The following is a 26,464-nucleotide window of genomic DNA, read 5'->3' as shown; positions in this document are numbered from 1 at the left end:
AACACCGGAACAGCCCCCCCAAACCCCCCGTGCACGGTGGGCTAGGGGGGGAGGGAACAGGGTAGAGGATGTGTAATTAATTTTGTTTAGGTACTTAAATATTTATTCTGTTTAATACGGATAAACAAGAGAACGTTTCAATTATTTACAATCCGTCGGAGGAATTCATCAATTCCCCCCATATTTAGGCAGTTTTCTGCTTAATTAATTGTTGGAAAATCCCATATAAATTTTGAGCAAATTGTTGAGGATTCCATAGAGGAGCCAAAGATTCAGATTGCTTAGATTTAATCAATTTTTCTTGAACTAAAGTTCTCAAAACCTGATCCTGACCTAAACGCACCCCCCAGTTAATATAGTCCTTCCAAGACTCAGAAATTCCTTCTTCAATTGATAATCCTTGTAAAAAAGAATAACCCATCCGCGATAAAAATTGTTCCCCTTTATAAGTCACCACAGGAACATTAAACCAGAGGGCTTCTAAAGTGTGAGTCCCACCATTATAGGGGTAGGAATCCAAGAAAACATCCGTAATCCCATACACTTGACGGTGTTCTTCTTCCCTGGGAAAACGGGGGAGAAATTTAATCCGATGTTTCCCCACACCCAAGCCATCACAAACTTGACGATAGGTTGAAATTACCACATCTTGATCCGCCAAACCCTTATAAATTAAAATACTATCGGGAACTTGTTTAAGAATTTCGACTTGAGCTTTAACTAATTCCAGATTGAATTTCCGACCCGACGCCACACATAAATAAACAATTTGATCCGAACTAATTCGATAGGTTTTTCGCAATTGAATTGGATTAGTTTCAACTCGCTCAAACCCAGAAACCGCCATAAAAGACTGCGGCATTTTTAATAATTGTTCCGTGTAGTATTTTTCCGTCCCTTTGGGATGGGTATATTCATCCCCTAAAAAATAAGTTTGATTAGAGACTTGCAAGGCATCAAACCCCAGCCAAGAAATACAAATAGGGGCAGGTTTGTAATAAAAAATATCGCTGTGAATAGGTAAACTTAACGCATCTAAATCTAAAATAATATCAATTTGATCATTAGTAATTTCTTGAATAATTTCTTCCGGTGTGGGTAATCCATTGGGATAGTGTTTAGGAATAAAAAACTTATTTGCGATCGCTTCAAATAATGGGGTACGATCATCCGCCTGGAGGCGATCAGTACAATAAAGATAGAGCTTAACGGGTAAATTTGATAATTCGCGTAAAACATCCAAACTACACCAACCCACCGAATGACGATTAAAATGGCTAGATAAGATGCCAATTCTTAACGGAGAATGGGGAAATGTAGCGGGAATAGTATCGGAAATTGATTGATATTTAGGCTTGAGAATTTTCTCAATATATTTTTTAGTAATTCGATGATGGAGCTTAATGTTTTTATCCAAATCATCTCTTAAATAGGGCATACTAAAGAGTAAATTAGAATACAGGGATTTAATTTCTACTAAAGTCGTCCGATCTAATTTAGAATAAAGTTGAGATTCTAACTTTAAAAACCGATCCTTAGCGATATGGTTTAACCCCGATACCTGATAGGTGCTAATCCCATAAATTGCCGCCATAATCGGGTCAATTTCATGACAACATTCGATATAGCGATCCACCGCTTTACGGGCAGCAGCTAAATTACTACTATCGCGATAAATGCCACATAAATGTTGATGGGCTAGGGGTAAATTAGGTTTAATTTCAATTGCTTTTTCTAATAAAGGAATTGCCTCTTTATATTTTCCCTGATGTCGTAAAACCATCCCCATTTGACCATAGGCTTCAGCAAAATCTGGCTTCAACTCCACAACTTTTTGCCAAAGGGCGATCGCTTCTTCAACCTTGCCTTGGAGCGCTAATTGATTCCCTTGATTAAATAGAACATCCGCCCCTCCCAATTGGGGATTCAAAGCTAAAGCCCGTTGCTCTGAAATCTGGGCTTCCCCGTCCTGTCCTAAGTGTTTTAAAACCTGCGCCAAATTCCAATGGACAGCAGCTAAATCCGGCTGTAAATTCACCGCTTGGCGATAACTATTAATCGCGGATTCCAGTTGTCCTTGTCGGTAAAACATACTCCCCAAATTAACATGGGCTTGGGGTAAATTCGGGTTAATTGCTAATGCTTGTTGATAGGATCGAATCGCCTCTTGTATTTGACCCTGGGCTTGATAAATATTCCCCATGGTCACATAGGCTAATGGCTCATTCGGCTCAAGGGCGATCGCGTTTTGGCAGGCTGCGATCGCCTCAGAATACAATTTCTGAACATAGTAAGTTTCCGCCAATTGTGTCCACCCTTGAGGACTATCAGGCTGTATTGCGGTAGAGGGATCAGAGAATTGATTCGGATTCACGGACATTAGGACAGTGCAATGAAGGTATCACCTATAATTTTAACGGCTAACGGGAGCAGGGGAAAGGGGGAAGTAGGGGAGCAGGAAAAGAAGGGGAAAATTATCTCCATCCTTGAATCTTCAATATCCGAATAAGTACCTAAACAAAATTAATTACACATCCTCTACCCTGTTCCCTCCCCCCCTAGCCCCCCGTGCACGGGGGGTTTGGGGGGGCTGTTCCGGTGTTCCCTCTCTCAACTAGGTAATTTATTTTGTGCAACTACTTATAAGGCAAAATAGGGAAATACAGTCAACCTTGCCGACCCCTATGCCTAGTTTGCTTGCTGATGTGAAGAATCTGTTGGCCGATTTAATGGGGCGTTACCAGTCCCAAGTTGATTATTTAGCCATTCGTCTGGAAGAAGCCGAAGAAACAGATATATTATTACGCGGAGATCGAATTGAAACCTTAAGTGAAGGACTTTCCATCGGCGGTCAAGTTCGGGCTTGCTATCGAGGCGGATGGGGATTTTCTAGTTTTAATCGTCTCTCAACCCTAGAAGATCGCATTGGTGAAGCCATCACCGCCGCCAAACTTATTGGTACAGAAACAACTATTCTCGCTCCAATTCCGATTATTCAAGATAGCTGTAACTTACCCCTAACTGGAACCGATCCCCGTCAAATTCCCTTAGCTGAAAAAAAAGAATTATGCGATCGCTACGGCCAAATTCTTCGCAGTGTTGACCCCTGTATTGCTACAATTGCCGTCCGCTACAACGATAGTACCCAAAGAATAATTCTGATCACCTCCGAAGGAACTCTATTAGAACAATCTTGGGTCGATATGGAAATGCGTTTTGCAGCCACAGCCAGAAATGGGGAAACCGTACAAACCGGACGGGAAACCACAGGTTCCCGCAAAGCATACCAAGACCTGACAAATCTCGATCAGCAGGTTCGTAGTGCGGCGTTGCGGGCGGTGAATTCCCTAGCCCTTCCCCCCGTTAAGGGGAATGTTTATACCGTTGTGATTGACCCCATTTTGTCGGGTTTATTTGTCCATGAAGCCTTCGGTCATTTGTCTGAAGCGGATATGACCTACCAAAATCCTGATTTATTAGAAGTCATGACCTTGGGCCGTCAATTTGGCCCGAAAAATCTGCAAATCTTTGATGGTGCAGCCCCGACCGGACATCGGGGAAGCTATTTTTATGATGATGAAGGAACTCCAGCAACCACTACCCAACTGATCAGAGATGGGGCCTTAGTCGGTCGCCTTCATTCCCGTGAAACCGCAGGTAAATTAGGAGAAGTCCCCACCGGAAATGCCCGTTGTTTGAATTATCATTTTCCGCCCTTAGTTAGAATGACAAATACCTGGATCGAACGGGGTGATACTTCTGTTGAGGACTTATTAAGTGATGTGAAAGAAGGGGTTTATGCTCGTAATTGGTTGGGAGGAATGACCAATGGTGAAATGTTTACATTCACTGCTGGGGAGGCGTGGATGATTAGAAATGGCAAATTGGAAGAACCAGTCCGAGATGTGACGTTATCGGGAAATGTCTTTACCACCCTAGCAGATATCGAAGCGATTGGTGATGACTTTTATTGGGATGAATCGGGGGGTTGTGGAAAGGGAGGACAAAATGGTTTACCTGTTGGTTGCGGAGGCCCAAGTTTACGCCTTCGCAATGTCGTTGTCGGAGGGGAAGCAATAGATTGAGGATGTCACTAGGTGATCAGTTTTCCCGTCGTCCATCACCACGTTTAGGAGAAATATCATCGGTATTTTGATCATCATAGTTGTGGTGTGTAACTTTTATGGGATCGGGGTTCAGAGATATGAAGACTGATCCGGACTGGGAAGACTGAATTTGTTCTGGATCACGCTGTTGCATAATTTGAGGTTGAGGGTCAAAACTCTGAGGCAAACCCACAATGGTACTAATCATTAAGACGGTAATAAAGTTAGACATTTTTGGCTGAGTATTGGGACGACTACCCTTGAATACCAATGCTTTAATTACTGATCCGGATCATCAATAAAATCCTGATTGATCATCCCCTTATCAAAGGTAAAAAAAATGGAGTGAGTCTCAAATTCCAAGAAATATATAGATATGATTCTATTTTTTCTTGACTCACTCCTCTGTAGTTTTAATCATGATAATTAACGTCCACTTCCCCGATGAGGAAGTCCTTGTGTGTCAATATCTGTACTAGTTTCAGTTGCAAGAAAAGCCACAACTTCACTTTTTGAAGATAAATTAATGTTAATAGGATTAAGACATTGACGAGTCATGGCAGAGACTAACAAAGTCGATAATAAAATGGTGCTGTAGATTCGCATAAGAGTTGTCCGTATTAGAGTGTCCATTCTCTAATACAAGTTGAATGAAATTGATCCGGTAAAAAAGACAAACTTTCCCTAGATTGCTTTTGAGTCCTGTAATAGTGTTATAATAAAAGGGATAAATCTTGTGATCAAGAATCAAGTAAGCGATCGCTAGTTATGACAACTCAAGAACAAAAACATCCTCAATACAATACTGATCGAAAGATTGTTCTAAGTCTTTTAGAGCAAGAAGCAACGGACTATAATCTAGTAGAATTAGCCCGTTTAAAAATTCGCTATCGAGGTTTTCCGGGTGCAAAGGATATTCAAAGCGATTTAGAAAGAATTTTACAAATGTGGGGATATACCGACGAAACTTTATTTGAAAAAACTCGTCCAATTCACGCCACAGGTCAAATTTATCGAAGCAAAAAAAACGATCAAGAAGATTGGATTTGAAGGGTGTATTCTTTCTTCTTCAAGGTCAAGATCAGATTCTCCGGCTAAATCCAGAACAAAATTTTCCTGTGCTACTGCGAGTTTTGTGGCGATTTTGTGCAAATATGGAAAGACTGTCTGATAAGAGTACCAGTGACACTTACAGGTGCTATTACCGGGGAGTTAGAGAGGAAATACTAGGTTACAATTTATGAAGGCTGGCGATCGCGTTTCGGTTAAAACATCTGTTGTCGTTTATGTCCATCCCAAACATCGGAATCAGGAATTTGATGCTCAGGGACTCGAAGGAAATGTTCTATCTGTGATTACTGATTGGCAGGGAAGACCCATAAGCCCGAATTTGCCTATTGTTGTGGATTTTGGCGATAAATTTAAGGCCCATTTCCGAGAAGACGAGTTAGAATTGATAGAATAGTTTGAGAAGCTAGGAGAATATTAGATAAATAATTTCTCCTAGTCTCCTATTTTCTGCCCAAAAACCAACCTAAAATATTAATATCTCCTCGCATTTTTTCGATTTCTTGACGGTGGCGTGCGGCGGTTTGATAATACCAGGAACAATATTGAGCAAATTCATCCCGATATTCAACTTCTTGATGGAATTCCCGCGTAAGTTGATGAGCTTGGAGCGCAGCCACCACAGCCTGATCAGGTTGTTTAACAGTCTGTTCCCATTCAAATGGCATGATTACACAATCCTAGATTAAGGAATGCTTTTACCTTAACACAGTTATCAGTTATCAGTCATCAGTTATCAGTTATCAGTCATCAGTGTAAGAATTGATTTATTACCCATTCCCTATTCGTAATTCGTAATTCGTAATTCCCTACAACCAACCTCGCAACCGATAAACTCCTAATCCAATATATTCTTTTAAGGCTTGAGTTGTTTGATGCAAAGACAGAGTATCGGGTATCCAACTGAGTAAAACTCCTTGCCAAGTTTTTTGAGCTTGATTAATTTCAGAAGGAATCATTAAAAAATCCGTGGGTGCTGGAATTACATCCATTCCTAGATGTTTAAAAATTAATAGCGATCGCGGCGTATGTAAGGCAGAAGTAACTAATAAAATCTGTCCTTGAATCTTATTTTCTTTTAAAATATTCTGTACATTCACCGCATTTTCATAAGTATTTAATGAAGTCGGATCTTGTAAAATTGCCGAGGGAGAAACACCCATAGCTTCAGCAATTTTAGCCATATCTTGAGATTCGGGATCTCCCCCACCTTGCCAATTAATTCTACCCCCACTTAAGATTAACCAAGGGGCTTTTTTCTGACGATGTAATAATGATCCATATAAAATCCGATCGCCTGCTTCCCCCACATCTACCCAAGGACGTGGCGGTAAAGCGGGTTTAGTCCCACCTCCTAAAACAACGATCGCCGCAGCATTAGGAAGTTCAGTATTAGGCACATTTTGAGATTCAAGAGATCCGACTAATAATTGAGCAACTCCTCGACTACTTCCTAATAATAAAATTACTAGGGCGCAACTAATTACTGCCCCTGTCCATCGCGGATATTTCCACAGGGTAAATAGAGCCACAAACATTAATAAACAACTCAATCCCAAGGGATAAATAAATAGAGGTAAAAGTTTAGATAAGAATAGAAACATGGTAAAAAATCAATTTTTATTCCGTTTAAAAATCCAACCTAAAAGGGTTGTAGCTTCGGTGGGACGAGGAGTAGATTTAGAAGCAGTTGGTAATAGTTTTGATTTAGCCAGAATACCGGAAAGATTATCGGCGATCGCTTCAATTTCAAAAATTTCCGTTGATTCTGGTTTTTGATCAATTTGCCACCATTTGACTAAACAACCTACAGACCATCCCGATACAATCCCTAACTCTAAACTGCTTAATACTGAATTATTTAATCCGATAAAACAGAGGGTAAAAAATAATCCTGATCCTAATCCTGTACGAAACACTATTGATGATTTTAACATAGATTTTGTCAAATTTGTGGAGCCTATTTCCTAGTTCAGAAATCAGATTGAGTAATTTTAAGCAATCGAAGAATTTTGATGAGAAATAGGACAATAGTTAATTGGTTTATCTTCAGGATAATTTAGGGCAAATTCAACATTTTGATACAGGTGATTGATCATTTGATTCCCTTCCATAGTAAAAGTTAAATAATGCAATCCGGTTTGAATGTATTGGGCGACAACATTTTTAAAGAAATTGGGATAAGCCTGTCTAATATGATCGGGATGGTGATAGCCAAACTGTCGATTTGATCCGGTTTCTTCAAACTCTTGAAATAAATCGGGCATTTTATGAATATACCTTGGATCAGCTAACTGACCAATTAAATCCGCAGCCCGAATTAAACCAGGATAATCACTGGTACCTCGATGTTCTTCATCATTAGGAACCGGAAAACGAGTTAACTCAATATAGTGTTGAATTGTGTTAATATTAACCAAGGGATTATGCTTAAAATATTCTTGAATAAACTGTTTTCCCCGATCAACATGATAAGGAGTTAAACTTGCATCCGTTGTTTCTGGTAAAAGTTGAATTATTTCTCCATTTTTTCCGGTGGAATAGATTCTATCTTCAATCCTATCTTCACTACAAATGCCTTTAACATAGCCAATATCATGGCAGAGTAAAGCAATAATTGTATATAGCCATTCTTGAGGGGAAACATTTTTTTCACTGAGATATTTTCCCCGCAAAATTGCTTGTCCAGTTAAAGTTACTAGAATCGTGTGTTCAACATTGTGGTAGGGTGCATTACTTTGTAAAATTTGATGCAAAGTAAAGTTAGCTACTTCAACCATCAAGTTTGCATAATCAAGTTGTTGCTGGCCATAAACTTGATAGTAACATAAGTATAAACGATGAATGCAGTCTTGAATCATCAGAGTTTGAGTTCGGTGGCACATATAGAGGGTTTTCCTTAAAGATAGAGGGGATTTTCCATTCAATTGTGATCAAGAATGGATTTACTTATATTTTGATTCAATTTGAACTGAATGAAAACCAGAAAAGCTCATTAGTTTTGCCAAATTTTTACCGACCTGTAAAATCCCCCCTGGCTAAGTTGATATTTTATCCTGAATTGTCTCCTTAAAACCCCATAAAACCTCAGAAATATTCAGGAATTACCAAGATTTGATTGACTTTTATCACAATTCTCTATACACTTTCAGTGATTTGACTCACACGGGGATCAAAATAAATACTTACAATTAAAATATACCTGTTCGTAAAGGGTATAATGGTCACGGATGAGAAAGGTTTGTGCAAAAATCTTGATTAAAATTGTAACATCATCAGTTTGATCACGGTATTTTTTATGAATAAACTAAATATATTATAACTAGACTATGGATGCTAAAGCAGCATTAGAATGGATTGACCAATTGATTTTTGAACATCAGGGTAAGCATCTCAATGATTTAGAAAGGGAGGTTTTTATTGGCTCTTGGGAAGGAAAAAGTTACCATGAAATTTATCCTTTAAATCCTAGCTATATTGAGAAATATGTGGGATATAAACTTTGGCAGAAAATCTCTCAAACCTTCGGAGAAAAAGTCACAAAAAAAACGATTAAAGGAGCAGTAGAACGCTATCAAAATCAAGATAATTTTGTTCAGTTGAGTCAAATTTCTGGGGACTTGCTGCAACTCTCTCCCCATTGTTATCGAGTATTTATCAGTCACGGAAATACTGAGTTAAATATTAATTTTGCACAGCAGTTAGAAGCGATTTTAATTCAAGTTGGACATTCTGTATTCTTAGCAGCTTGGGAAGTCACCCGCTCTCAAATCAATCAACAGGAAACCGATTTTTTAGCTGAAATTGATACAGAATTAAAACACTGTGACTATTTTATTTTACTATTATCCCCTCAATCAACCCTTAGTGAAATGGTGATTGAAGAATTGCGTCAAGTCCGAGAATTACAAGATACTCATTCTCACCGTTTACCAATAATTATTCCAATTTGGGTGAATTGTCCGGCAAATTTAGCCTTAAATCATGATCTAAGAAGTTATTTATTGGGAACCGTTCAACGCACCTGGACAGGTCAACAAGATACAGCTTTAATTATACAAGAAATTCTCTGTCTTTTGCAAGATTCTATTCCTGAATCTCCACCGCAAAATTTACAGTTAAATTGGGATGAATCGGAACTCGAAAAACCCGATAATTTAGCCATAGAATCCCATCAACTATCCTCGGTTTCTGCCATTTCAATTAAACCCATTTATTCCTCGGAAATTCCCTCTCCCCTTCCCGTAGCAGAACCGGAATTACCCAGTGGACAAGTCCGTTTAGAATCGGTTTTTTATATTAAACGGGTTCCCCATGAAGATCAATGTTATCACGAAATGACCCATCCGGGGGCATTAATTCGTTTAAAAGCACCCCGTCAGATGGGGAAAACTTCACTAATGGCGCGAATTTTAGAACAGGGACGGAAACAGGGTTATCGCACGGTTCCTTTGAGTTTTCAACACGCGGATAAATCTATTTTTACTAACTTAAATCATCTGTTACAATGGTTATGTTCTAAAGTAACTCGCAAATTAAAATTAGCCCATCACGTTCCCGATTATTGGAGTAATACTTTTGGAAGTAAAGATAATTGTACAGCTTATTTTGAGGATTATTTATTATCAGAAAGTGATACCCCTTTAGTCCTAGGATTAGATGAAGTAGATCGAGTGTTTCAATATCCAAATATTGCCGATGATTTCTTTAGTTTACTTCGAGATTCCATGAGTTTAGAACAATTCGCAGAAATAGCACCCACAGAAGCCGGAATTTATGGCGACCATCTTCGCCGACATTTATGGAATTTGCAACAACATCCTGAATTAGCTCAAGCTTTTTATCAGGTGGTTTGTTCTCCTCAACCTGTAGAATTAGAATCAATTTTGGCGTTTAAATTACATAGTTTAGGTTTAGTTCATTTGCAAGGAAATGAAGTCACTCCTCGTTTTGAACTTTATCAAAACTATTTTGGTCATCGTTTAATGATTAAAACCTAATAATTTACTTTAATTATATGAATTTAACATCTACTCCAACCTATCATTATAAAGTCGGTGGACATCTATCTTTAGATACTCCTAGTTATGTAATTCGACAAGCCGACCGGGACTTATATGAAGCCTTAAAAGCGGGAGAATTTTGTTATGTTTTGAATGCGCGTCAAATGGGAAAAACCAGTTTACGAGTCAGAACTTTACATCAACTACAAGATGAAGGTTTTGCTTGTGCGGCGGTAGATTTAACAAAAATTGGTTCCCAAGATATTACACCCGATCAATGGTATGCGGGAATTATGAGGCGTTTAGTCACCAGTTTTCGGCTTCCCATTCATTTAAAAGCTTGGTTACAGGAACGAGAATTTTTACCCCCAATTCAACGGTTAAGCGAGTTAATTGAACAGGTATTATTAGACTGCATTCAACAACCAATTATTATTTTTATTGATGAAGTTGATAGTATTCTTAGCCTGAATTTTTGTGCGGATGATTTTTTTGCATTTATTAGAACCTGTGACGAATATCCCTTATTAACTTTTGCCTTATTAGGGGTCGCCACACCCAATGATTTAATGCAGGATAAAAGCTGTAATCCCTTTAATGTCGGTCGTCCGATTCAACTAAATGGATTTTGTTATCAAGAAGTGCAACCCTTAATTAATGGATTAGTCGGGAAAATTAGTCAGCCTGAATTAGTTCTAAAAACTATTTTAGAGTGGACAGGAGGACAACCTTTTTTAACTCAAAAATTGTGTTATCTAATTCATCAAAAAGTAATTGAGAATACTCAACCTTTGGATATTCCTAGTTTTCAAGTATCGAGTTGGGTTGAACAGTTAATCTATACCCATTTTATTAAAAATTGGGAATCTCAAGATGAACCTCCCCATTTAAAAACCATTCGAGATCGGATTCTAAAAGCCGATAATCGGATTACATCTCGCTTAACTTTATATCAAAATATTTTGCAAAAAGGTAGTATTTCTACGGATATTACTGTGGAACAAATGGAATTGAGATTATCGGGATTAGTGGTTAAACAGGGAACCGATTTAAAAGTCTATAACCGAATTTATGAAACGGTTTTTAACGAAAATTGGTTGCAAAAAACTTTAGCCAGTCAAGAGCCGAATTTTAATCAAATTATTGGGGAAAAAGAACAAAAACTCCTATCCATGTTGCGAGAAATGGAAGGAAAAGAATTTGATGATATTTTAAGCGAAATTTTAGGTTCAATTGCCTTAAAACTGGTAGAATTAATGTGTGTGGATCGGATGACGATTTATTTTATTGATAAAGAAAAAAACGAAATTTGGTCAATTAGTACCAGATTCACCGGAAATCAAACCACAAAAATTTCAATTTTAGCTAATAATCAAACCGCCGGACGAGTCACAATTTATAAAAAAGCGATTCCCAGGACTTCAGATTATTCTGCGGATTGGTATTCGATTTTTGCCGAAACCCAAAATCCTAGAATTGGGTATCAAATTTATAATCAGTTAACACTTCCTCTAGGAGAAGATAATCAAACAATTTTTGCTTTTGTGCATTTAGTTAATAAACTTAAAAAAACTCATCTTTTAGCCGATTCTTTTCAAGATAAAATTGATAAAGCTGGATTTACTGAAATCGAACCTCAGCAATTTTTACAATATGCTCCCGGTTTACAACGCATTTTAGCAAGCTGTTATGAAAGTTATAAACTAACCCAAAGAATACAAGCCTCTGAAGCCTTAACAGAAGCCACTAGAACGGTTCATCAAAGTAGTTTAGACTGTGAAGAAATTATTCAACGGGTGATGAAAGCCGCTAAAAAATTGATGAATGCAGATCGAAGTACCCTATGGTTATTAGATAAAATTACCCAGGAACTTTGGACACAAATTCCCTTTGAAGATGGATCTATCCGAGAACTGCGATTAAAAATCGGACAAGGATTTGCGGGAAAAGTTGCAGAAACGGGAAATACTTTAAATATTCCCTTTGATTTATATGCTCATCCTGAGTCGGAAATATCGCAAAAAACCGATCAAAAAACTGGATATCGTACCTGTAGTTTATTGTGTATGCCTGTTTTGAATCCCGATGGTGAATTAATTGGTGTAACTCAATTAATTAATAAACGTAAACAGGGTGAATTTGCCGAATATGAACCCGATGACTGGCCGACAGCACCGGAATGTTTTGAAGCGAGTTTTGATGCTAATAGTCAAAAATATATGCAGATTTTTAATTCCCAAGTCGGGGTAGCTTTATATAATGCCAGACAATATGAAGCTATGAAAGAACACGCAGAAAATACTCCCCAAGGCGTGATTAGCCAAACCTTAGCTATGTTAAATCAAGTTATGGATGGACAGGGGTTTGATGAAATTTTAGATGCCACATTACGGTCAATTACTTTAAAAACAGGAAAGTTATTAAATGCAGATCGCACGACTATTTTTATGTTAGATGAAGAACGGAATGAATTTTGGTCAATGATTGCTGAAAGTGAAGGAAATTGTCCCTTGGAAATTCGAGTTCCGGCTGATAAAGGTATTGTAGGAGAAGTTGCTAAATTAAAAAAATTAGTGAATATTCCTTATGATTTTTATGATGATCCTAGATCAAAAACGGCTCAAGAACAAGATCGGAAAAATGGTTATCGAACTTATTCAATGTTGGCTTTTCCATTATTAAATGAACAGGGAATTTTAGTGACGGTTGTACAAGCGATTAATAAGTTAAAATCAGGATGCGATCGCAGTCTTTCCTTATCAGAAAAAATCGATCATCAAGGATTTACAACTGATGATGAACAACAATTTTTAGAAAATGCTCCCTTAATTCGGATGATTTTAGAAAGTTTTTGTTCCTATCATAAAACCGCCAGAGGACAAAGAGTTGCAGCCGCCCTAATGGCCGCGACTCGTTCTGTAAGTCAAAGTAGTTTAGAATTCGATGAAATCCTCAAACGAGTCATGGCTGCTGCCAAGGATTTAATGATGGCAGATCGCAGTACATTATGGTTATTAGATCGGCAAAATCATCAACTTTGGACTAAAATTACTTTTAATGATGGTTCCGAGCATGAAATTAGAATTAAAGTCGGTCAAGGGTATGCGGGAAAAGTTGCGGAAATGGGAGTTTCTTTGAATATTCCCTTTGATTTATATGATTATCCTGACTCAGAAACTGCTAAAAAAACCGATCAAAAAACGGGATATCGTACCTGTAGTTTATTGTGTATGCCTGTTTGGAACCCCGATGGCGAGTTAATTGGTGTGACTCAATTAGTTAATAAAAAGAAACCGCTTGAAGATGATGATCAAGTATTAAGTTATGATACGGAAGTTCCCGAAGCATTTCGAGTTAGTTTTGATAGCAATGATCAGAAATATATGCAAGTTTTTAATAATCAAGTTGGGGTAATATTACAAAATGCCGAACTTTTAGCAGCCGTTAAACACCAGGAGAAAAGTTTCCGCGAGAAATTTAATCAAGGGAATGGGTAATTACGAATTACGAATTACGAATTACGAATTGGTAAGTACCTAAACAAAATTAATTACACATCCTCCACCCTGTTCCCTCCCCCCCTAGCCCCCCGTGCACGGGGGGTTTGGGGGGGCTGTTCCGGTGTTCCCTCTCTCAACTAGGTAATTTATTTTGTGTAACTACTTAATAGAAAAAGTTTACTCCCCCTGCTCCCCCTGCCTCCCCTGCCCATTACCTATTACCATTCCCTCTCTAAACGAGGGGGTAAACGCAATTTAGGAAACTGATAAAAGGTGTTTCCCTCGTCATCAATTTCGGGAAAGGCTAAAAAAACTTGAACTTGATGATCTAAATATTTTTGAGCGACTTCGGGGCTAACTCCGGCTAAAGCTGATAGTTGAATTAGGGATACTTTGCCTCCTTGGGCGGCAACTAATCTATAAAACGCCGAATCTAATTGACGTTGTTGTTCTCGATTATTTCCTAAATTGACAATTAATAAAGTCATCAATACACCCAAACCAGCAACAGAAATTAACTCTAGGATAGCCATAATTAATAATAGATAAATTACACAAAATAAGAGATTAACAATTAACAGTTTACGGTCTTCTGTTAATTGTTAATAATTTACCCTAAATTAAGAGGGTTGAACAAGATTATCGGCCCCTCGAATCACTTTTGCTGATTCAATCACATCTCCTTTTCGCAGTTCTTCTAATACTTCTTTCCCCTCGGTGACATAGCCAAAGACAGCATAACGACCATCTAATAAATTAAGTCCAGCCGGAGTTAATTCCGGTTGAAAAAGGAAGAAGAAAATTTGAGAAGATCCACCGTCAGGAATCGCTTCTGGACGGGCTAAAGCTAAGGTTCCAAAAGCAGAAAAAGGTAAAACTGGATGATCTTGATAACGACCAATTTCTTCAAAAGTGGTGTTATAAATCGGTTCTTGATCTCCTTGAGCTAAAATTTCCAGAGGAATGCCCCGATATTTTCCAGTTTTAGGATCAATAAAACCATCATCTGCACCTTCAGGATCTCCAACTTGTAGGGCATAGGATTCTTCTGAACGAATGAATTTTAAGCCATCATAAAATCCCCGTTGCACTAAATCAACAAAATTACCCGCCGTCACCGGGGCACTATAACCATCCACGACAACAGTTAAGTTACCTTTATTGGTTTTGATTTCAACGGTAGCCCGACCTTTCAATTGAGGCAAATTAGAATATTCTGCCGGAACTTCAAAGGGAAATTCCTTAACCATTAATTCTTCTAATGTGCCAATGTTATCTAATATTTTACCCTGGGTTAATAAAAGCGTTTGCGGATCTTTGACTTCCACCGCTGCCCGCAAGCTATCAATATCTTGTTTAATTTGTTCAACTAAAACTTGAGCTTGGGGTTGGCGTTCTTCGGGAATATTGGCCAATAATTCCGCCTCTTTGGTGCTCAAAACCCGAGAAGCGGTGGTGATATTACCGCTAATATTACTCCAACGTTTTCCTCGCAGTTGGGACTTAATTCCTTCTAAACTCAATTGGATTTTTCTCGCCGCTTCGTTATCAATGGGCAGAGCATAGCGTAAGAGGGCTTGACCATCGGTGATGGCATTGCCTTGGGGGAGGATACTTTCCCGTTTTGGGGAACTGTCACCGTCCCACCAAGCGGCGCTCAGACCCACGGATAGGGAAAATAGCAGCACAGCCACTAAACCCGTTTTCAACCAATGTTTATAGGTGTTTCTCATGGAATTGGAAAAATGCAACATAAATCTTAACTTTTGTTCTCTATACTGATCTTGCCACTATTTAGCCCGTTGTCGCAGGAAAAAAATTAATCCCCTGTTCCCCATTCTGGGGTAAAATAGGATGCCGATTATTCTGCCCAGGTATTAGTGTTTGCATGATTTCCAGTAACGACTTTCGCACAGGTGTCACGATTGTATTAGATGGTTCAGTCTGGCGTGTAATAGAATTTCTGCACGTTAAGCCCGGAAAAGGTTCTGCTTTTGTGCGGACAAAACTCAAAAACTCACAGACGGGTAGTGTGGTAGAACGCACTTTCAGGGCGGGAGAGACTGTTCCTCAAGCGACCCTGGAAAAAAGCGAAATGCAACATACCTATAAAGAAGGGGAAGACTTCGTTTTCATGGATATGGAAACCTATGAAGAAGCCCATTTGAAGGAATCTGAAATTGGCGACCGGGTTAAATACCTCAAAGATGGCATGACCGTTAACGTGGTTCGTTGGGGAGAACAGGTTTTGGAAGTGGAACTCCCGAACTCTGTCACCTTAGAAGTAGTCGAAACCGATCCCGGAGTCAAAGGAGATACCGCCACGGGGGGTACAAAACCCGCTATTGTGGAAACAGGTGCTCAAGTGATGGTTCCCTTATTTATTACTAAAGGGGAACGAATTCGGATTGATACCCGTACCGACAGCTACCAAGGTCGAGAGTGAAAACTCGCCGAACTATGATTTCATATTTAAGCGGTTTAGACTGTTGGGCGATGGGTCAAACATACACCCAACGGACTGAATCAAGATAGACTGCAAATTTAGGGGAGACATACCAACTGTGCAACTAGATTTGAACCAGCTTCGTGAACTGCTGGCTGATCTCGATAAAACTAATATTTCAGAGCTAACACTCAAAAGCGCAGATTTTGAACTGACCGTTCGTAAAGAAGTTTCGCCCGGATCTCAGGCTTTATCCTCGGTTGAAACTCTGTTAACGGCTGCGGGGGTTGGTTCACAGTTGGTGTCGTCTCCGGTGGTGCCCACTGCGATTGTTCCTCCAGTTGGGGAAAATCTCACTACAGCGACCCCAGCAACGCCAGTGGCTGCTCCTCCACCTCTTTCGCCGGAATCGAAGTGGGTCGAAATTACTTCCCCAATGGTGGGAACCTTTTATCGTTCTCCCGCACCGGATGAAGTGCCTTTTGTGGAAATTGGCGATCGCATTTCTACGGGTCAGAGCGTTTGCATTATTGAAGCCATGAAGTTGATGAATGAAATTGAGGCCGAATTTTCTGGCCAAGTCATGGAAATTTTAATTCAGAATGGTTCCCCCGTTGAATATGGCCAGCCGTTAATTAAAATTAAGCCGGATTAAAACCGAAATTCCCGATCAAAAATTGAGCGAGTGATTGGTTGAGGAATTTCTAAACCTTCGCCCCCCAATACCGTTAAAGGTTTTCCGGCAACGGACAGCCAAACTTTGCTGTTGGGGTTAAGGGTCGTAGAAGTATAAACGATTTGTCCTAAGCGTCCAGTCATGGATGCACTCCCCCCGCCTTGGGTAAATTCTGGGGATAAGTCCACATAAACTTCATCATTTTTGGTGGTTAAGTTCAGAAGTTTTGTTCCTTTAGGAATTTCACTAAATTGATTCGGGTCAGAAACCCCGGCTAATAATCGATCCAGGGCGATATTTAAAAATACCGTCGGGTCATTTTGGGCTTGAATTTGTACAGGTTGAGAAATAATCGCCAACTTACCGCTTTTATTATCTACCCAATAAATAGCCAGGGTTTTCTCAACGGTTTCCGATGGCGAGGGAGTGGGCTGTGGTAAGGTTAGGGTTGGGGAGGAAACAACGGGTTCTTTGGGAGAACGGGAGCTTAATGTCCACCAGCTTAACCCTGCGCCCACAGCAATTAAGCAGGCGGCAATTCCTGCCATAATTCCAACGGGAATAACACGAGTCTTTTGGGGATCTTCCATTGATTTTAAATTTTATTTTCGTAGCAACTGAAATTCTGATCAAGGTCTAACATCAAAAAACCTGACCAGGGATAAACCAAGCCAGTCTCAAAAATAATATACTATAATTACCCTTAAAATATTAACATCAAAAATATCCAACAGAATGATAACTTCTTCACTGATGACTGATAACTGATGACTGATGACTGATAACTGATAACTGATTAGTTAATGGCGTCTTTGGTTGCGTCCTTTACATCTTCAACCGTATGACGGACTTTTGCTTCGGCTTGCTTGGCTTTTCCTTCCGCTTGAGTTTCGGGATCTCCAGTTATATCCCCCACGGTTTCTTGAATTTTACCTTCAATATTTTTGGCAGTTGCTTTAACGCGATTTTCTAAACTCATGATATCCTCCGTATTGGCTTGATTACAGCTAAATAAACCGAATTGAACTATACTAATTTTTTACAGTTGGCTTAGTTATCTGTATAAATATTAATAGCAAGCACACCGAAAAAGAGTCTTCCTTAAGACAGATATCTATTCAATTAATCCAAAATATAATGAATGAGTTCGGATTAAGATTTTAGGTTTTCAGCATTCTCATGTTTTCCTAAAGGTTAAGTTCAGTACAAGTTTAGCCAATGTTTTCTAATTTTGGGAAGAAGGATAGGAGCGTTCGGCTGTCCAATGGCGATCAGAAGACTGATAAATTCTTATCTTCTCTAAACCCACAGACTCGACAAAATTAATAATTTCATCTAAGGTATAGGCAGCTTGTAAGGAATCTCTAAATAGTTTTTTCTGATGGTCATTACAATTTCCAGCATACTGTTCAACTAAAGTATTAAGTTCAGTTTCACTACTCGGACGAGTTAAATCTCTCAGAAATATTCCCCCCTGGGGTTTTAACACGCGCTGAATTTCTTGAAAAAATAGTAGAGGATCTGCTAAATGGTGAACAATACTATTGGAAATTACCATATCAAATTGATCATCCGTATAGAGTAACTGTTTCGCATCCACTTGTTCTAATTTAATTTGTTCCTCTAACCCCGCTTGTTCAATATTTTGATTGCCAATAAATAGCATATTTGCCGATAAATCAATTCCGGTAATTTGCCATTGGGGTTGCTTTTGAGTTATTAAAATTGGAATTCGGGCTGTCCCGGTTCCCACATCTAATATTAATCCGGTTTCTGGCCCTAATTCTAGGGCTAATTCGGCAAATTCTTGGTTAACTTGGCTAAAGTCCATCGCATCATATTCGCTGGCTTCTTCCCAAGTATCCATAACTTCTGCTTCGGGAATACGTTCTATCATTATTACTCTTAATTAACCTGATCTCAAAATATAGTATGGTTAATTGGGGGAAGTGGGAAGTCCCTGGAGCTAATGCACAAAATTGCTTTTTTGTCAACCTCCTCAAAATTACCCCTTCAGTTTTTAGAAAAACTCGTGCGTCGTCGCGCCTAAATTACGTCAGGGTTTTATAACTTTTTACGAATTTACTGGGTTTGAGGATAGGGTTTTGAGGTCAAGTTATACTTCCCCAGATGTTCATTTTCCCCATCATACCCCAAACCCCATGATTCCGTCAAGTAATTGCAAGTAATTAGCAATAATCTCTGGGCAAAAATCTGGCTTTTGGGCTAAATCTTTTAAAATTTAAAACCAATTCTCTGGAACTATAATTAATTCTTATATTAACTTGCTTTTGACCCGATCTTTGAGCAATAGTTCAAAAAGGCTTATAATTAAAAAATGTAAACTGTCAAAAATATTAAAATTATCAACGTTAAAATGACACAATTAGCACAAAAAACTTATACTCCGGTAGAATATCTGGAATTAGAAGCAAAAGCAGAAATTCGTCATGAATTGGTCAATGGAGATATGATACCAATGGCAGGAGGAACAACTAATCATAATGAAGTAGTGACAAATTTATGTTTGTTACTTAAACCCCATTTACGTCAAATAAAAGGAAAAGTTTATACGGAAAATGTTCGGTTATGGATACCGGAGTTTAATCTTTTTACCTATCCTGATCTTATGTTAATAGCAGGAGAACCGATTTATTACACTGAAAGTCAAACAACTGTAACAAATCCAGTCGCTATTATTGAGGTTTTATCTGATTCGACCAGGGATTATGATCAAGGGCGGAAGTTTGGTTTTTATCGCTCTGTAGAAAGTTTACAGGAATATATATTAGTTGAACCGGAACAACTGTTAGTTATGATTTACCGTCGGGGAAATGATAAACAATGGTTTTTACACATATTAGAAACTGAGACTGATCTACTAAAATTAGAGTCCGTGAAAGTGGAAATGTGTTTACAAGAGATTTATGAAGGCGTTTAAGGATTCTTTAAAAACCCCTATTATTACCTCGCCAGATTAGGAAATAAATTGCTATAATCCGATTATATGAAGTCGTTATGAGTTTGAAATAAAAATGACCAACCCAACCGTTGAAAACCTTGTAGTTATTGGTTCTGGGCCTGCGGGCTATACCGCCGCCATCTATGCAGGACGGGCGAATTTGAAACCCGTGGTCTTTGAAGGCTATCAAATTGGGGGGATACCGGGGGGACAGTTAATGACCACTACAGAAGTTGAGAACTTCCCAGGTTTTCCCGAAGGCATTACCGGGCCAGAACTCATGGATAGAATCAAAGCCCAAGCCCAACGGTGGGGGGCGGAACTCTTTACCGAGGATGTGATTTCCGTTGATTTGAGTCAACGTCCGTTTACGGTTAAATCGGAAGACAGGGAAATCAAAACCCATACTATTGTAATTGCTACCGGGGCAACGGCGAAACGGTTAAATTTACCCCAGGAAGAAACCTTTTGGAATGCGGGAATTTCCGCCTGTGCTATTTGTGATGGGGCGAGTCCAATTTTCAAAGGAGTCGAATTAGCGGTAATTGGGGGAGGAGATACGGCTGCGGAGGAAGCGGTTTATTTAACTAAATATGCCACCCATGTTCATTTATTAGTTAGACGGGATGAACTACGGGCGAGTAAAACTATGCAGCAACGGGTGATTACCCATCCTAAAATTACCGTACATTGGCATACCGAGGCGCTTGATGTGTATGGGAATGGCAAATTAGGCGGAATTAAAATTAAGAATAATCAGACGGGAGAACAGCAAGATTTACCTGTACAGGGTTTATTTTATGCTATCGGTCATACTCCTAATACCCAAGTTTTCCAAGGACAGTTAGAACTCGATGAGGTAGGATATATTGTTACGAAACACGGGACTCCTGAAACTAGCGTGGAAGGAGTTTATGCGGTGGGGGATGTCCAGGATCATGAGTTTCGTCAGGCAATTACGGCGGCGGGAAGTGGTTGTATGGGGGCGATGTTAGCAGAACGTTGGTTATCGCTAAATGGGTTAGGGGAGGAATTTCAACAGACGGAAACCCCGGAAGTGGAAACCCCGAAGTCAACTCCACCTCAAAATACTACTTCCGAGAATTTCGATATCCAGAATACTCGCCATACCGGGGGTTATGCGTTGCGGAAACTTTACCATGATAGCGATCGCTTAATTATGGTAAAATATTCTTCGCCAACCTGCGGGCCTTGTCATGCCCTCAAACCGATTTTAGATAAAGTCGTGGCTGAATTTGAGGGTAAGATTCATTATATTGAAATTGACATTGAAGAAGATCCTGACATTGCCCAAAATGCCGGGGTAGTTGGGACTCCAACGGTGCAGTTTTTCAAAAATAAGGATTTAATTGAAAACCTCAAAGGCGTTAAACCCAAGAGTTTATATCGAGAATTAATTGAGAAAAATTCATAAAACAATGTAGTGAGTCCTTCAGGACTCCTAACTCAATTAGGAAAAGACAGCCCTGAAGGGCTTACTACCGTAGTGAGTCCTTTAGGACTCCTAACTTAAATTGGGAAGAAATAAGCCCTGAAGGGCTTACTACGTTTGAGTTAAAATACTTGCTGCATACTTCCTAATAAAGCAATAATGACTTGGGAACCAAATTGTAAGGCAAAAATAGCAATAATCGCAGAAAAATCAATTCCACCTAAAGGGGGAATAAAAGACCGGAATAGGTTGAGGTAGGGATCAGTTAATTGGCTTAAGATAGAAAAGGGCGGATCATACCAATTAATTGTCGGAAACCAGCTTAATAGAATCCTAACAAATAGGATCAACATATAAATGTTCAGGAACTGTGCCAGGGTACTAGCGAGTAAACCTAAAGGAAGTGCCATAAAATTTTTTGGATGTTTGACTGAAATTTGACATAAAGTTATGTTCCCCAGTGTACCACATTGGAAACCAGGGGATAGATTCAAACCAGCAGCTAGAATCAATTAATTTTCGGTTTCCGACCCACCATTGCCATTGACACTGCCTAACTGTTGACGAACATCATCAATAGCCTGATTGAGTTGAGCTATTTTATCCTCCAAACCCAACCGGGAAGTTTCCATATTTTCCCCCGTCAATTTAGTCGCCTTCCCCGATTTTCCCTGTGCTTCTAACAGAGGTTCAACCCGATCTTGATTACTGATGCGGTTGGCAAGTACCACCCCTAATACCCCCCCAACCAAACCTCCTAACGTTGCACCGAGGAAGAATCCACTCGTAAAGCCGTCTCGATTACCCATAATTTAACCACTATGTCAGAATAGCTTGATTTTACTCCGATTGGGTAGGCAGACGGTCGAAGGTGCCAAAGGTGCGATCGCCCGCATCCCCTAATCCTGGTATAATGAATCCCTGTGCATTAACTTCCGAATCAATAATAGCGGTATATACTTGCAAACTGGGATAGGCTTGACTTAACTTTTGTAACGCTGGGGGGGCGGCGACAATGGAAATAATTCTAATTAAAGCCGGGTCAAGATGACGTTGGGTAAGTTCGGCCATCACCGCCATAATTGTTCCCCCGGTTGCTAACATGGGTTCACTGATGATCACCCGGGTTTGGGGGTCAAATTGGGCGGGTAATTTATTTAAGTAGCAAGTAGGCTCTAGGGTTTCTTCGTTGCGTACCATGCCTAAATGATATACCGAAGATAGAGGTACAACGCTTTGAATTCCCTCCATTAAGGCTAAACCCGCCCGTAATATTGGAATTACAATTAGGGGAACTTCAGGATTAACAAAAGTTGCATTACATTCGGCTAAGGGTGATTGTACCGTTGTTTCCAGGGTCGGTAACCAGTCCCTCGCCGCTTCATAGGTCAGCCAACGTCCTAACTCCGTCATCGCCGTCCGAAATAAACCCGGAGGCGTCGCCTGGTCACGAGCAACCCCTAACCAATGTTTAATCAGAGGATGGGGTGGGACATAAATACGCAGTTGAGGAGCCATATCAAAACTGTTGGAAATTCTCAACTATCATCCCATAACATTGCTAGGCTATTGTTAAAGGTTTTTAAGTTATCCTTACGGATTAAAATATTGTTTTGCCTTTAGAATTATCTTTATGAAAGCAATTATGATTGTGGGAACGACTTCCCACGCCGGAAAATCAATGATGGTTACGGCCATTTGTCGGATTTTACACCGTCGCGGGGTGAAAGTGGCACCGTTTAAAGGGCAAAATATGGCCCTCAATTCCTATGTTTCTCCGGGGGGATCGGAAATGGGTTATGCTCAAGCGGTACAGGCTTGGGCGGCAGGAGTTACTCCTTCGGTGACGATGAACCCAATTTTATTGAAACCCCAAGGGAATATGACCTCTCAGGTGATTTTGAAAGGTAAACCTGTGGGGGTGGTGAAAGCTAGTGATTATTATGAACAATATTTTGATCGGGGTTGGAAAGCAATTACTGAATGTTTAGAATATTTAACCCAAGAATTTGATATTTTAGTCTGTGAAGGCGCGGGAAGTCCGGCGGAAATTAATCTCAAACATCGAGATTTAACTAATATGCGGGTGGCTAAATACTTAAATGCGAAAACCTTATTAGTAGTTGATATTGATCGGGGTGGCGCCTTTGCCCATGTTGTGGGAACTTTACAATTATTAGAACCCGATGAACGGGCGTTAATTTGCGGTATTGTGATCAATAAATTTAGGGGACAGCGATCGCTCTTAGAATCTGGGATTATCTGGTTAGAGGAATATACAAAAATTCCGGTAGTTGCGGTGATTCCTTGGATTGATAATCCGTTTCCCGCAGAGGATTCTTTAAGTTTATTAGATCGTCCTTCTAGTTCTCCCCAAACGGAATTAACCATTGCCGTGATCCGTTTTCCTCGCATTTCTAATTTCACCGATTTTGATCCTTTGGATTCGGAATCAACGGTTAGTATTAAGTATGTTAACCCGGCTGAATATTTAGGACATCCCGATGCTGTAATTCTTCCCGGTTCTAAAACTACTATATCAGATTTGCAAGTATTAAAAGAATCGGGAATGGCTGATCAAATTAAAAATTATATACAAGCCGGGGGTCAAGTTATGGGAATTTGTGGCGGTTATCAAATGTTAGGAAAAGTTGTATCTGATCCCTATGGTTTAGAAGGCGAGCAAGGAGATTATGAAGGGTTAGGATTATTAGCTCTAAAAACAGTAATTTCTAATCAAAAAACCTCCCGTCAACGGTTAGTAACTTCTAATTATCCCCAGAAAAATTTACCCGTTGAAGGCTATGAAATTCATCAGGGACGAACTCAACTCTTAGATGCTAATGATATTTTTCCTTTATTTGATGACCAAAATTTAGGATATGTCAATGGTCAAAAATCTATTTGGGGGCATTATTTACATGGAATTTTTGATAATGGATCTTGGAGACGAACTTGGCTAAATCATCTGCGAAAAGCCAGGGGTTTAAATCCTTTACCTACTGGTATTGCTAATTATCGAGAACAGCGAGAAATATTATTAGATGTATTAGCAGATACGGTAGAAGCTCATTTGGATCTTAAATCTATTCTGGGTTAAGTTTAAAAATCTGATTTTTAGCGGTTAAAACTAATTATGAAAATACATTTTTTACCCGACGAAGTTACTATTGAAGCCCAACCAGGAGAACCCTTATTAGACGTCGCAAAACGGGCAGGTGTGGTGATTCCTACCGGGTGTTTAATGGGGTCTTGTCATGCTTGTGAAGTAGAAATAGACGAAGATAATTTTATCTGTGCTTGTATTTCTGCTGTTCCCCCCGGAAAAACTGAAATGACTATTAATATTTATAGTGACCCGAGTTGGTAGGATGTTGGGTAATGGGTAATGGGGATCACGGATTTCAGAGGATTTCACGGATTTCACGGATTTTAATCTGTGTTAATCTGCGTAATCCGCTTAAATCCGTGATCGGTAATGGGTTTGACGTTATTGTTAATATCCTAACTGTTTGAATTACTGCTATATAAAAAAATAGGGATTGGGAAACCCAACCCCTACAGGTGTTTTTTTTAACTAATGACTAACTAGCTAAATATTCTCGAACTTGAGCTTTACGACGGCGCAGGTGGTTCAACGCTTGGCTTTCCAGTTGACGAACCCGTTCACGACTGATGCTCATTTGCACCCCCACTTTAGACAGGGACATCTCCTTACCATCTTCCAACCCGTAGCGCAGGGTAATAACTTCCCGTTGTTGGGCTGTTAAGTCCGCCAGTAAATTTTTCAAGTCCTGACGCAGTAACTCTTGGGTGACAAAAGCATCGGCGGAGGTATTATGATCTTCGAGGAGATCTTGCAATTCCGTATCTTGATTATCCCCCACCCGCAAATCCAAAGAAACCGGATGACGAGACGCCAACAGATAATCCCGAATTTGAGCCGGGTCTAACTCTAACGCCTGAGCAATCTCCCCCGGAGTGGCGTTGCGGCCTAATTTCTGTACTAACTCCCGTTGAACTTTTTTAATTTTGTTCAGTTTTTCGGTAATATGGATCGGCAGACGAATGGTGCGAGAAGTTTGGGCAATGGCGCGGGTAATAGCTTGACGAATCCACCAGTAAGCATAGGTCGAGAATTTATATCCCCGCATGGGATCAAATTTTTCCACACCCCGTTCTAAACCCAGGGTTCCTTCTTGGATTAAATCCAAAAATTCCATGTTGCGTTTTTGATATTTCTTAGCAATGGAGACCACTAAACGCAGGTTGGCCTCGATCATTTTTCCCTTAGCCCGACGTCCTTGCTTCAAGATGGTTTGAAGTTCATCTTGACTCATTTCTACCGCATCAGACCACTCTTGCTGACTCGGTTCCCGACCCAGTTGTTCTGCGAGAGTATTTTTCGCTTCCAACTGTTGCATCATGGTCTGTACCTGCTTACCGTAGGTAATCTCCTGTTCTCGGGTCAGTAAGGGAACGCGCCCAATTTCATGCAAATAGGTACGAACTGCGTCGGTAGTTGCAGGTCGAGTGCTTCTGGAAGCCATTTGCTCTTTGTATGTAGTATTGACAGTTGGCATGACTATGAATTACACTCCTAAAAACAGAATTTACAGGGGCAGCAAATTTTTTTCATCTCTCTACAGGAACTTATACCGGAATCGACAACAAAGGCTCCCCCGCACTTTGATTCTGGGAAGGATTCCGAATTCTGTCTGTCTCCGTAAAGACTAATTCTGTCCTATCTTGATTTTTCGTTAGGATTAAATAGAGGATTCCTCTCCAGAGCCTAGGGCTAATAAACGTCCTGACAAGATTATGACATATAACTAGGGTTAAAAGTCAAGGGTTTCATGGCGCAACCTCCCATCGTAGCCAATTTTATTAACATATTTTCATCATGCCCTGATTGTTTTGATAGTACAACTGTAGTAATTGAGTAATAACCGAACTTTCAGGTATCGGTTTCAGGGTGTATGGGTTCTCCCATGCCCATGCAAACAAATTTTGACAGCCAATAAATTAGACTACAGCGAGATTGGGACTGATTACTGAGAAAGTTTCATTAAATTGACTCCCGCTAAATAGTGGTGGTGTATAAGAAGTAATTCCAATGGGTCGATTTAAGCGGGAATCTGGGCCAACAAAGATATTAGAATTGGGGTTATTAGGATTAGGAATAGGAACACCTGTTAGGGGATTATAAGCTAAAACTGCCCCGATATTATTAGAATCTTTTCGAGTATC

At 39.7% G+C, this 26,464-nt stretch carries 27 protein-coding genes; 11 read left to right on the top strand and 16 right to left on the bottom strand.

All coding sequences use genetic code 11. The annotated features are described in order from the left end of the window. Nucleotides 1-184 precede the first annotated feature (184 nt). Entirely contained in the window at nucleotides 185-2,380 is a 2,196-nt protein-coding gene (locus tag AC559H_RS10035) for an O-linked N-acetylglucosamine transferase, SPINDLY family protein (RefSeq protein ID WP_026794477.1), read from the bottom strand. Between the two features lie 304 nt (nucleotides 2,381-2,684). On the opposite strand from AC559H_RS10035, the gene AC559H_RS10030 reads away from it, so the two are divergent. Beyond that, nucleotides 2,685-4,085, top strand: a complete 1,401-nt coding sequence (locus AC559H_RS10030; RefSeq protein ID WP_026794476.1) for a TldD/PmbA family protein — start codon at nucleotides 2,685-2,687, stop codon at nucleotides 4,083-4,085. 16 nt (nucleotides 4,086-4,101) lie between these two features. Here AC559H_RS10030 and AC559H_RS10025 read toward each other — a convergent pair whose 3' ends face one another. Both AC559H_RS10025 and patX read right to left on the bottom strand, forming a co-directional pair. After that, nucleotides 4,102-4,338 carry a hypothetical protein gene (locus tag AC559H_RS10025; RefSeq protein ID WP_026788955.1) on the bottom strand — a complete coding sequence of 79 codons (237 nt, stop codon included), beginning with the start codon at nucleotides 4,336-4,338 and terminating at the stop codon, nucleotides 4,102-4,104. Between the two features lie 194 nt (nucleotides 4,339-4,532). Continuing rightward, nucleotides 4,533-4,712, bottom strand: coding sequence for a heterocyst-inhibiting protein PatX (gene patX, locus AC559H_RS10020; RefSeq protein ID WP_026788956.1), 180 nt, complete (start codon nucleotides 4,710-4,712; stop codon nucleotides 4,533-4,535). Between the two features lie 162 nt (nucleotides 4,713-4,874). On the opposite strand from patX, the gene AC559H_RS10015 reads away from it, so the two are divergent. Both AC559H_RS10015 and AC559H_RS10010 read left to right on the top strand, forming a co-directional pair. Next, nucleotides 4,875-5,156, top strand: a complete 282-nt coding sequence (locus AC559H_RS10015; protein ID WP_026788957.1) for a DUF3288 family protein — start codon at nucleotides 4,875-4,877, stop codon at nucleotides 5,154-5,156. Between the two features lie 190 nt (nucleotides 5,157-5,346). After that, nucleotides 5,347-5,571, top strand: coding sequence for a ferredoxin-thioredoxin reductase variable chain (locus tag AC559H_RS10010; RefSeq protein ID WP_026794475.1), 225 nt, complete (start codon nucleotides 5,347-5,349; stop codon nucleotides 5,569-5,571). 46 nt (nucleotides 5,572-5,617) lie between these two features. Here the strand turns inward: AC559H_RS10010 and AC559H_RS10005 are convergent, their stop codons facing one another. From AC559H_RS10005 to AC559H_RS09990, 4 genes are all read right to left on the bottom strand, one after another. Then, nucleotides 5,618-5,842 (bottom strand): hypothetical protein, encoded by a 225-nt coding sequence (locus tag AC559H_RS10005; RefSeq protein WP_026794474.1) that lies wholly within the window; start codon nucleotides 5,840-5,842, stop codon nucleotides 5,618-5,620. A 141-nt stretch (nucleotides 5,843-5,983) separates the two neighbouring features. Continuing rightward, entirely contained in the window at nucleotides 5,984-6,778 is a 795-nt protein-coding gene (locus AC559H_RS10000; protein ID WP_026794473.1) for a YdcF family protein, read from the bottom strand. 9 nt (nucleotides 6,779-6,787) lie between these two features. Then, nucleotides 6,788-7,111, bottom strand: a complete 324-nt coding sequence (locus AC559H_RS09995; protein ID WP_026788961.1) for a hypothetical protein — start codon at nucleotides 7,109-7,111, stop codon at nucleotides 6,788-6,790. A gap of 57 nt (nucleotides 7,112-7,168) precedes the next feature. Continuing rightward, nucleotides 7,169-8,059: a hypothetical protein gene (locus AC559H_RS09990; RefSeq protein WP_036831785.1), complete on the bottom strand. Its 891-nt coding sequence runs from the start codon at nucleotides 8,057-8,059 to the stop codon at nucleotides 7,169-7,171. 444 nt (nucleotides 8,060-8,503) lie between these two features. Between AC559H_RS09990 and AC559H_RS09985 the strand changes: the two genes are divergently transcribed. Further along, on the top strand, nucleotides 8,504-10,174 hold the full coding sequence (locus AC559H_RS09985; protein WP_026794472.1) for an AAA-like domain-containing protein: 1,671 nt from the start codon (nucleotides 8,504-8,506) through the stop codon (nucleotides 10,172-10,174). Between the two features lie 17 nt (nucleotides 10,175-10,191). Next, a complete protein-coding gene (locus AC559H_RS09980) occupies nucleotides 10,192-13,674 on the top strand; it encodes a GAF domain-containing protein (RefSeq protein WP_036831790.1) in 3,483 nt (1,160 codons plus the stop codon). Nucleotides 13,675-13,895: 221 nt separating this feature from the next. On the opposite strand, the gene AC559H_RS09975 is transcribed toward AC559H_RS09980, so the two are convergent. Then, nucleotides 13,896-14,210 (bottom strand): hypothetical protein, encoded by a 315-nt coding sequence (locus tag AC559H_RS09975; RefSeq protein ID WP_026788963.1) that lies wholly within the window; start codon nucleotides 14,208-14,210, stop codon nucleotides 13,896-13,898. 87 nt (nucleotides 14,211-14,297) lie between these two features. After that, on the bottom strand, nucleotides 14,298-15,431 hold the full coding sequence (locus tag AC559H_RS09970; protein ID WP_026794470.1) for a peptidylprolyl isomerase: 1,134 nt from the start codon (nucleotides 15,429-15,431) through the stop codon (nucleotides 14,298-14,300). Nucleotides 15,432-15,565: 134 nt separating this feature from the next. Here AC559H_RS09970 and efp point away from each other — a divergent pair, with 134 nt between their 5' ends. Further along, nucleotides 15,566-16,123, top strand: a complete 558-nt coding sequence (efp, locus tag AC559H_RS09965; protein ID WP_026788965.1) for an elongation factor P — start codon at nucleotides 15,566-15,568, stop codon at nucleotides 16,121-16,123. Between the two features lie 118 nt (nucleotides 16,124-16,241). Beyond that, complete coding sequence (gene accB / locus AC559H_RS09960; protein WP_026788966.1) at nucleotides 16,242-16,778, top strand: acetyl-CoA carboxylase biotin carboxyl carrier protein; 537 nt, start codon at nucleotides 16,242-16,244, stop codon at nucleotides 16,776-16,778. Here the strand turns inward: accB and AC559H_RS09955 are convergent. From AC559H_RS09955 to AC559H_RS09945, 3 genes are all read right to left on the bottom strand, one after another. Then, complete coding sequence (locus AC559H_RS09955) at nucleotides 16,775-17,389, bottom strand: GerMN domain-containing protein (protein WP_026788967.1); 615 nt, start codon at nucleotides 17,387-17,389, stop codon at nucleotides 16,775-16,777. The two genes, accB and AC559H_RS09955, sit on opposite strands and share 4 nt — an antisense overlap. Before the next feature lie 206 nt (nucleotides 17,390-17,595). Continuing rightward, complete coding sequence (locus tag AC559H_RS09950; RefSeq protein ID WP_026788968.1) at nucleotides 17,596-17,778, bottom strand: CsbD family protein; 183 nt, start codon at nucleotides 17,776-17,778, stop codon at nucleotides 17,596-17,598. A gap of 246 nt (nucleotides 17,779-18,024) precedes the next feature. Continuing rightward, nucleotides 18,025-18,693 carry a class I SAM-dependent methyltransferase gene (locus AC559H_RS09945; RefSeq protein WP_026794469.1) on the bottom strand — a complete coding sequence of 223 codons (669 nt, stop codon included), beginning with the start codon at nucleotides 18,691-18,693 and terminating at the stop codon, nucleotides 18,025-18,027. A gap of 483 nt (nucleotides 18,694-19,176) precedes the next feature. On the opposite strand from AC559H_RS09945, the gene AC559H_RS09940 reads away from it, so the two are divergent. Together AC559H_RS09940 and trxB are read left to right on the top strand one after the other, a co-directional pair. Next, nucleotides 19,177-19,740, top strand: coding sequence for a Uma2 family endonuclease (locus AC559H_RS09940; protein ID WP_026794468.1), 564 nt, complete (start codon nucleotides 19,177-19,179; stop codon nucleotides 19,738-19,740). Nucleotides 19,741-19,834: 94 nt separating this feature from the next. Further along, nucleotides 19,835-21,196, top strand: coding sequence for a thioredoxin-disulfide reductase (gene trxB, locus AC559H_RS09935; RefSeq protein WP_026794467.1), 1,362 nt, complete (start codon nucleotides 19,835-19,837; stop codon nucleotides 21,194-21,196). A 140-nt stretch (nucleotides 21,197-21,336) separates the two neighbouring features. Here the strand turns inward: trxB and AC559H_RS09930 are convergent, their stop codons facing one another. From AC559H_RS09930 to upp, 3 genes are all read right to left on the bottom strand, one after another. Further along, entirely contained in the window at nucleotides 21,337-21,624 is a 288-nt protein-coding gene (locus AC559H_RS09930) for a YggT family protein (RefSeq protein ID WP_026794466.1), read from the bottom strand. Between the two features lie 102 nt (nucleotides 21,625-21,726). Further along, on the bottom strand, nucleotides 21,727-22,023 hold the full coding sequence (locus tag AC559H_RS09925) for a ssl2009 family thylakoid membrane protein (RefSeq protein WP_026788972.1): 297 nt from the start codon (nucleotides 22,021-22,023) through the stop codon (nucleotides 21,727-21,729). A gap of 31 nt (nucleotides 22,024-22,054) precedes the next feature. Next, nucleotides 22,055-22,732, bottom strand: coding sequence for a uracil phosphoribosyltransferase (gene upp, locus AC559H_RS09920; RefSeq protein ID WP_026794465.1), 678 nt, complete (start codon nucleotides 22,730-22,732; stop codon nucleotides 22,055-22,057). A gap of 115 nt (nucleotides 22,733-22,847) precedes the next feature. Here upp and cobQ point away from each other — a divergent pair, with 115 nt between their 5' ends. Together cobQ and AC559H_RS09910 are read left to right on the top strand one after the other, a co-directional pair. Then, a complete protein-coding gene (gene cobQ, locus AC559H_RS09915; protein ID WP_026794464.1) occupies nucleotides 22,848-24,314 on the top strand; it encodes a cobyric acid synthase CobQ in 1,467 nt (488 codons plus the stop codon). Between the two features lie 36 nt (nucleotides 24,315-24,350). Next, a complete protein-coding gene (locus AC559H_RS09910; RefSeq protein WP_026794463.1) occupies nucleotides 24,351-24,584 on the top strand; it encodes a 2Fe-2S iron-sulfur cluster-binding protein in 234 nt (77 codons plus the stop codon). Between the two features lie 214 nt (nucleotides 24,585-24,798). Here AC559H_RS09910 and AC559H_RS09905 read toward each other — a convergent pair whose 3' ends face one another. Next, nucleotides 24,799-25,797 (bottom strand): RNA polymerase sigma factor, RpoD/SigA family, encoded by a 999-nt coding sequence (locus AC559H_RS09905; protein ID WP_036831795.1) that lies wholly within the window; start codon nucleotides 25,795-25,797, stop codon nucleotides 24,799-24,801. Nucleotides 25,798-26,464: the final 667 nt, after the last annotated feature.

The sequence above is a fragment of the Planktothrix prolifica NIVA-CYA 540 genome, assembly GCF_963864145.1.
GTDB lineage: Bacteria > Cyanobacteriota > Cyanobacteriia > Cyanobacteriales > Microcoleaceae > Planktothrix > Planktothrix agardhii.
This window is presented reverse-complemented; position numbering and strand designations above follow the sequence as displayed.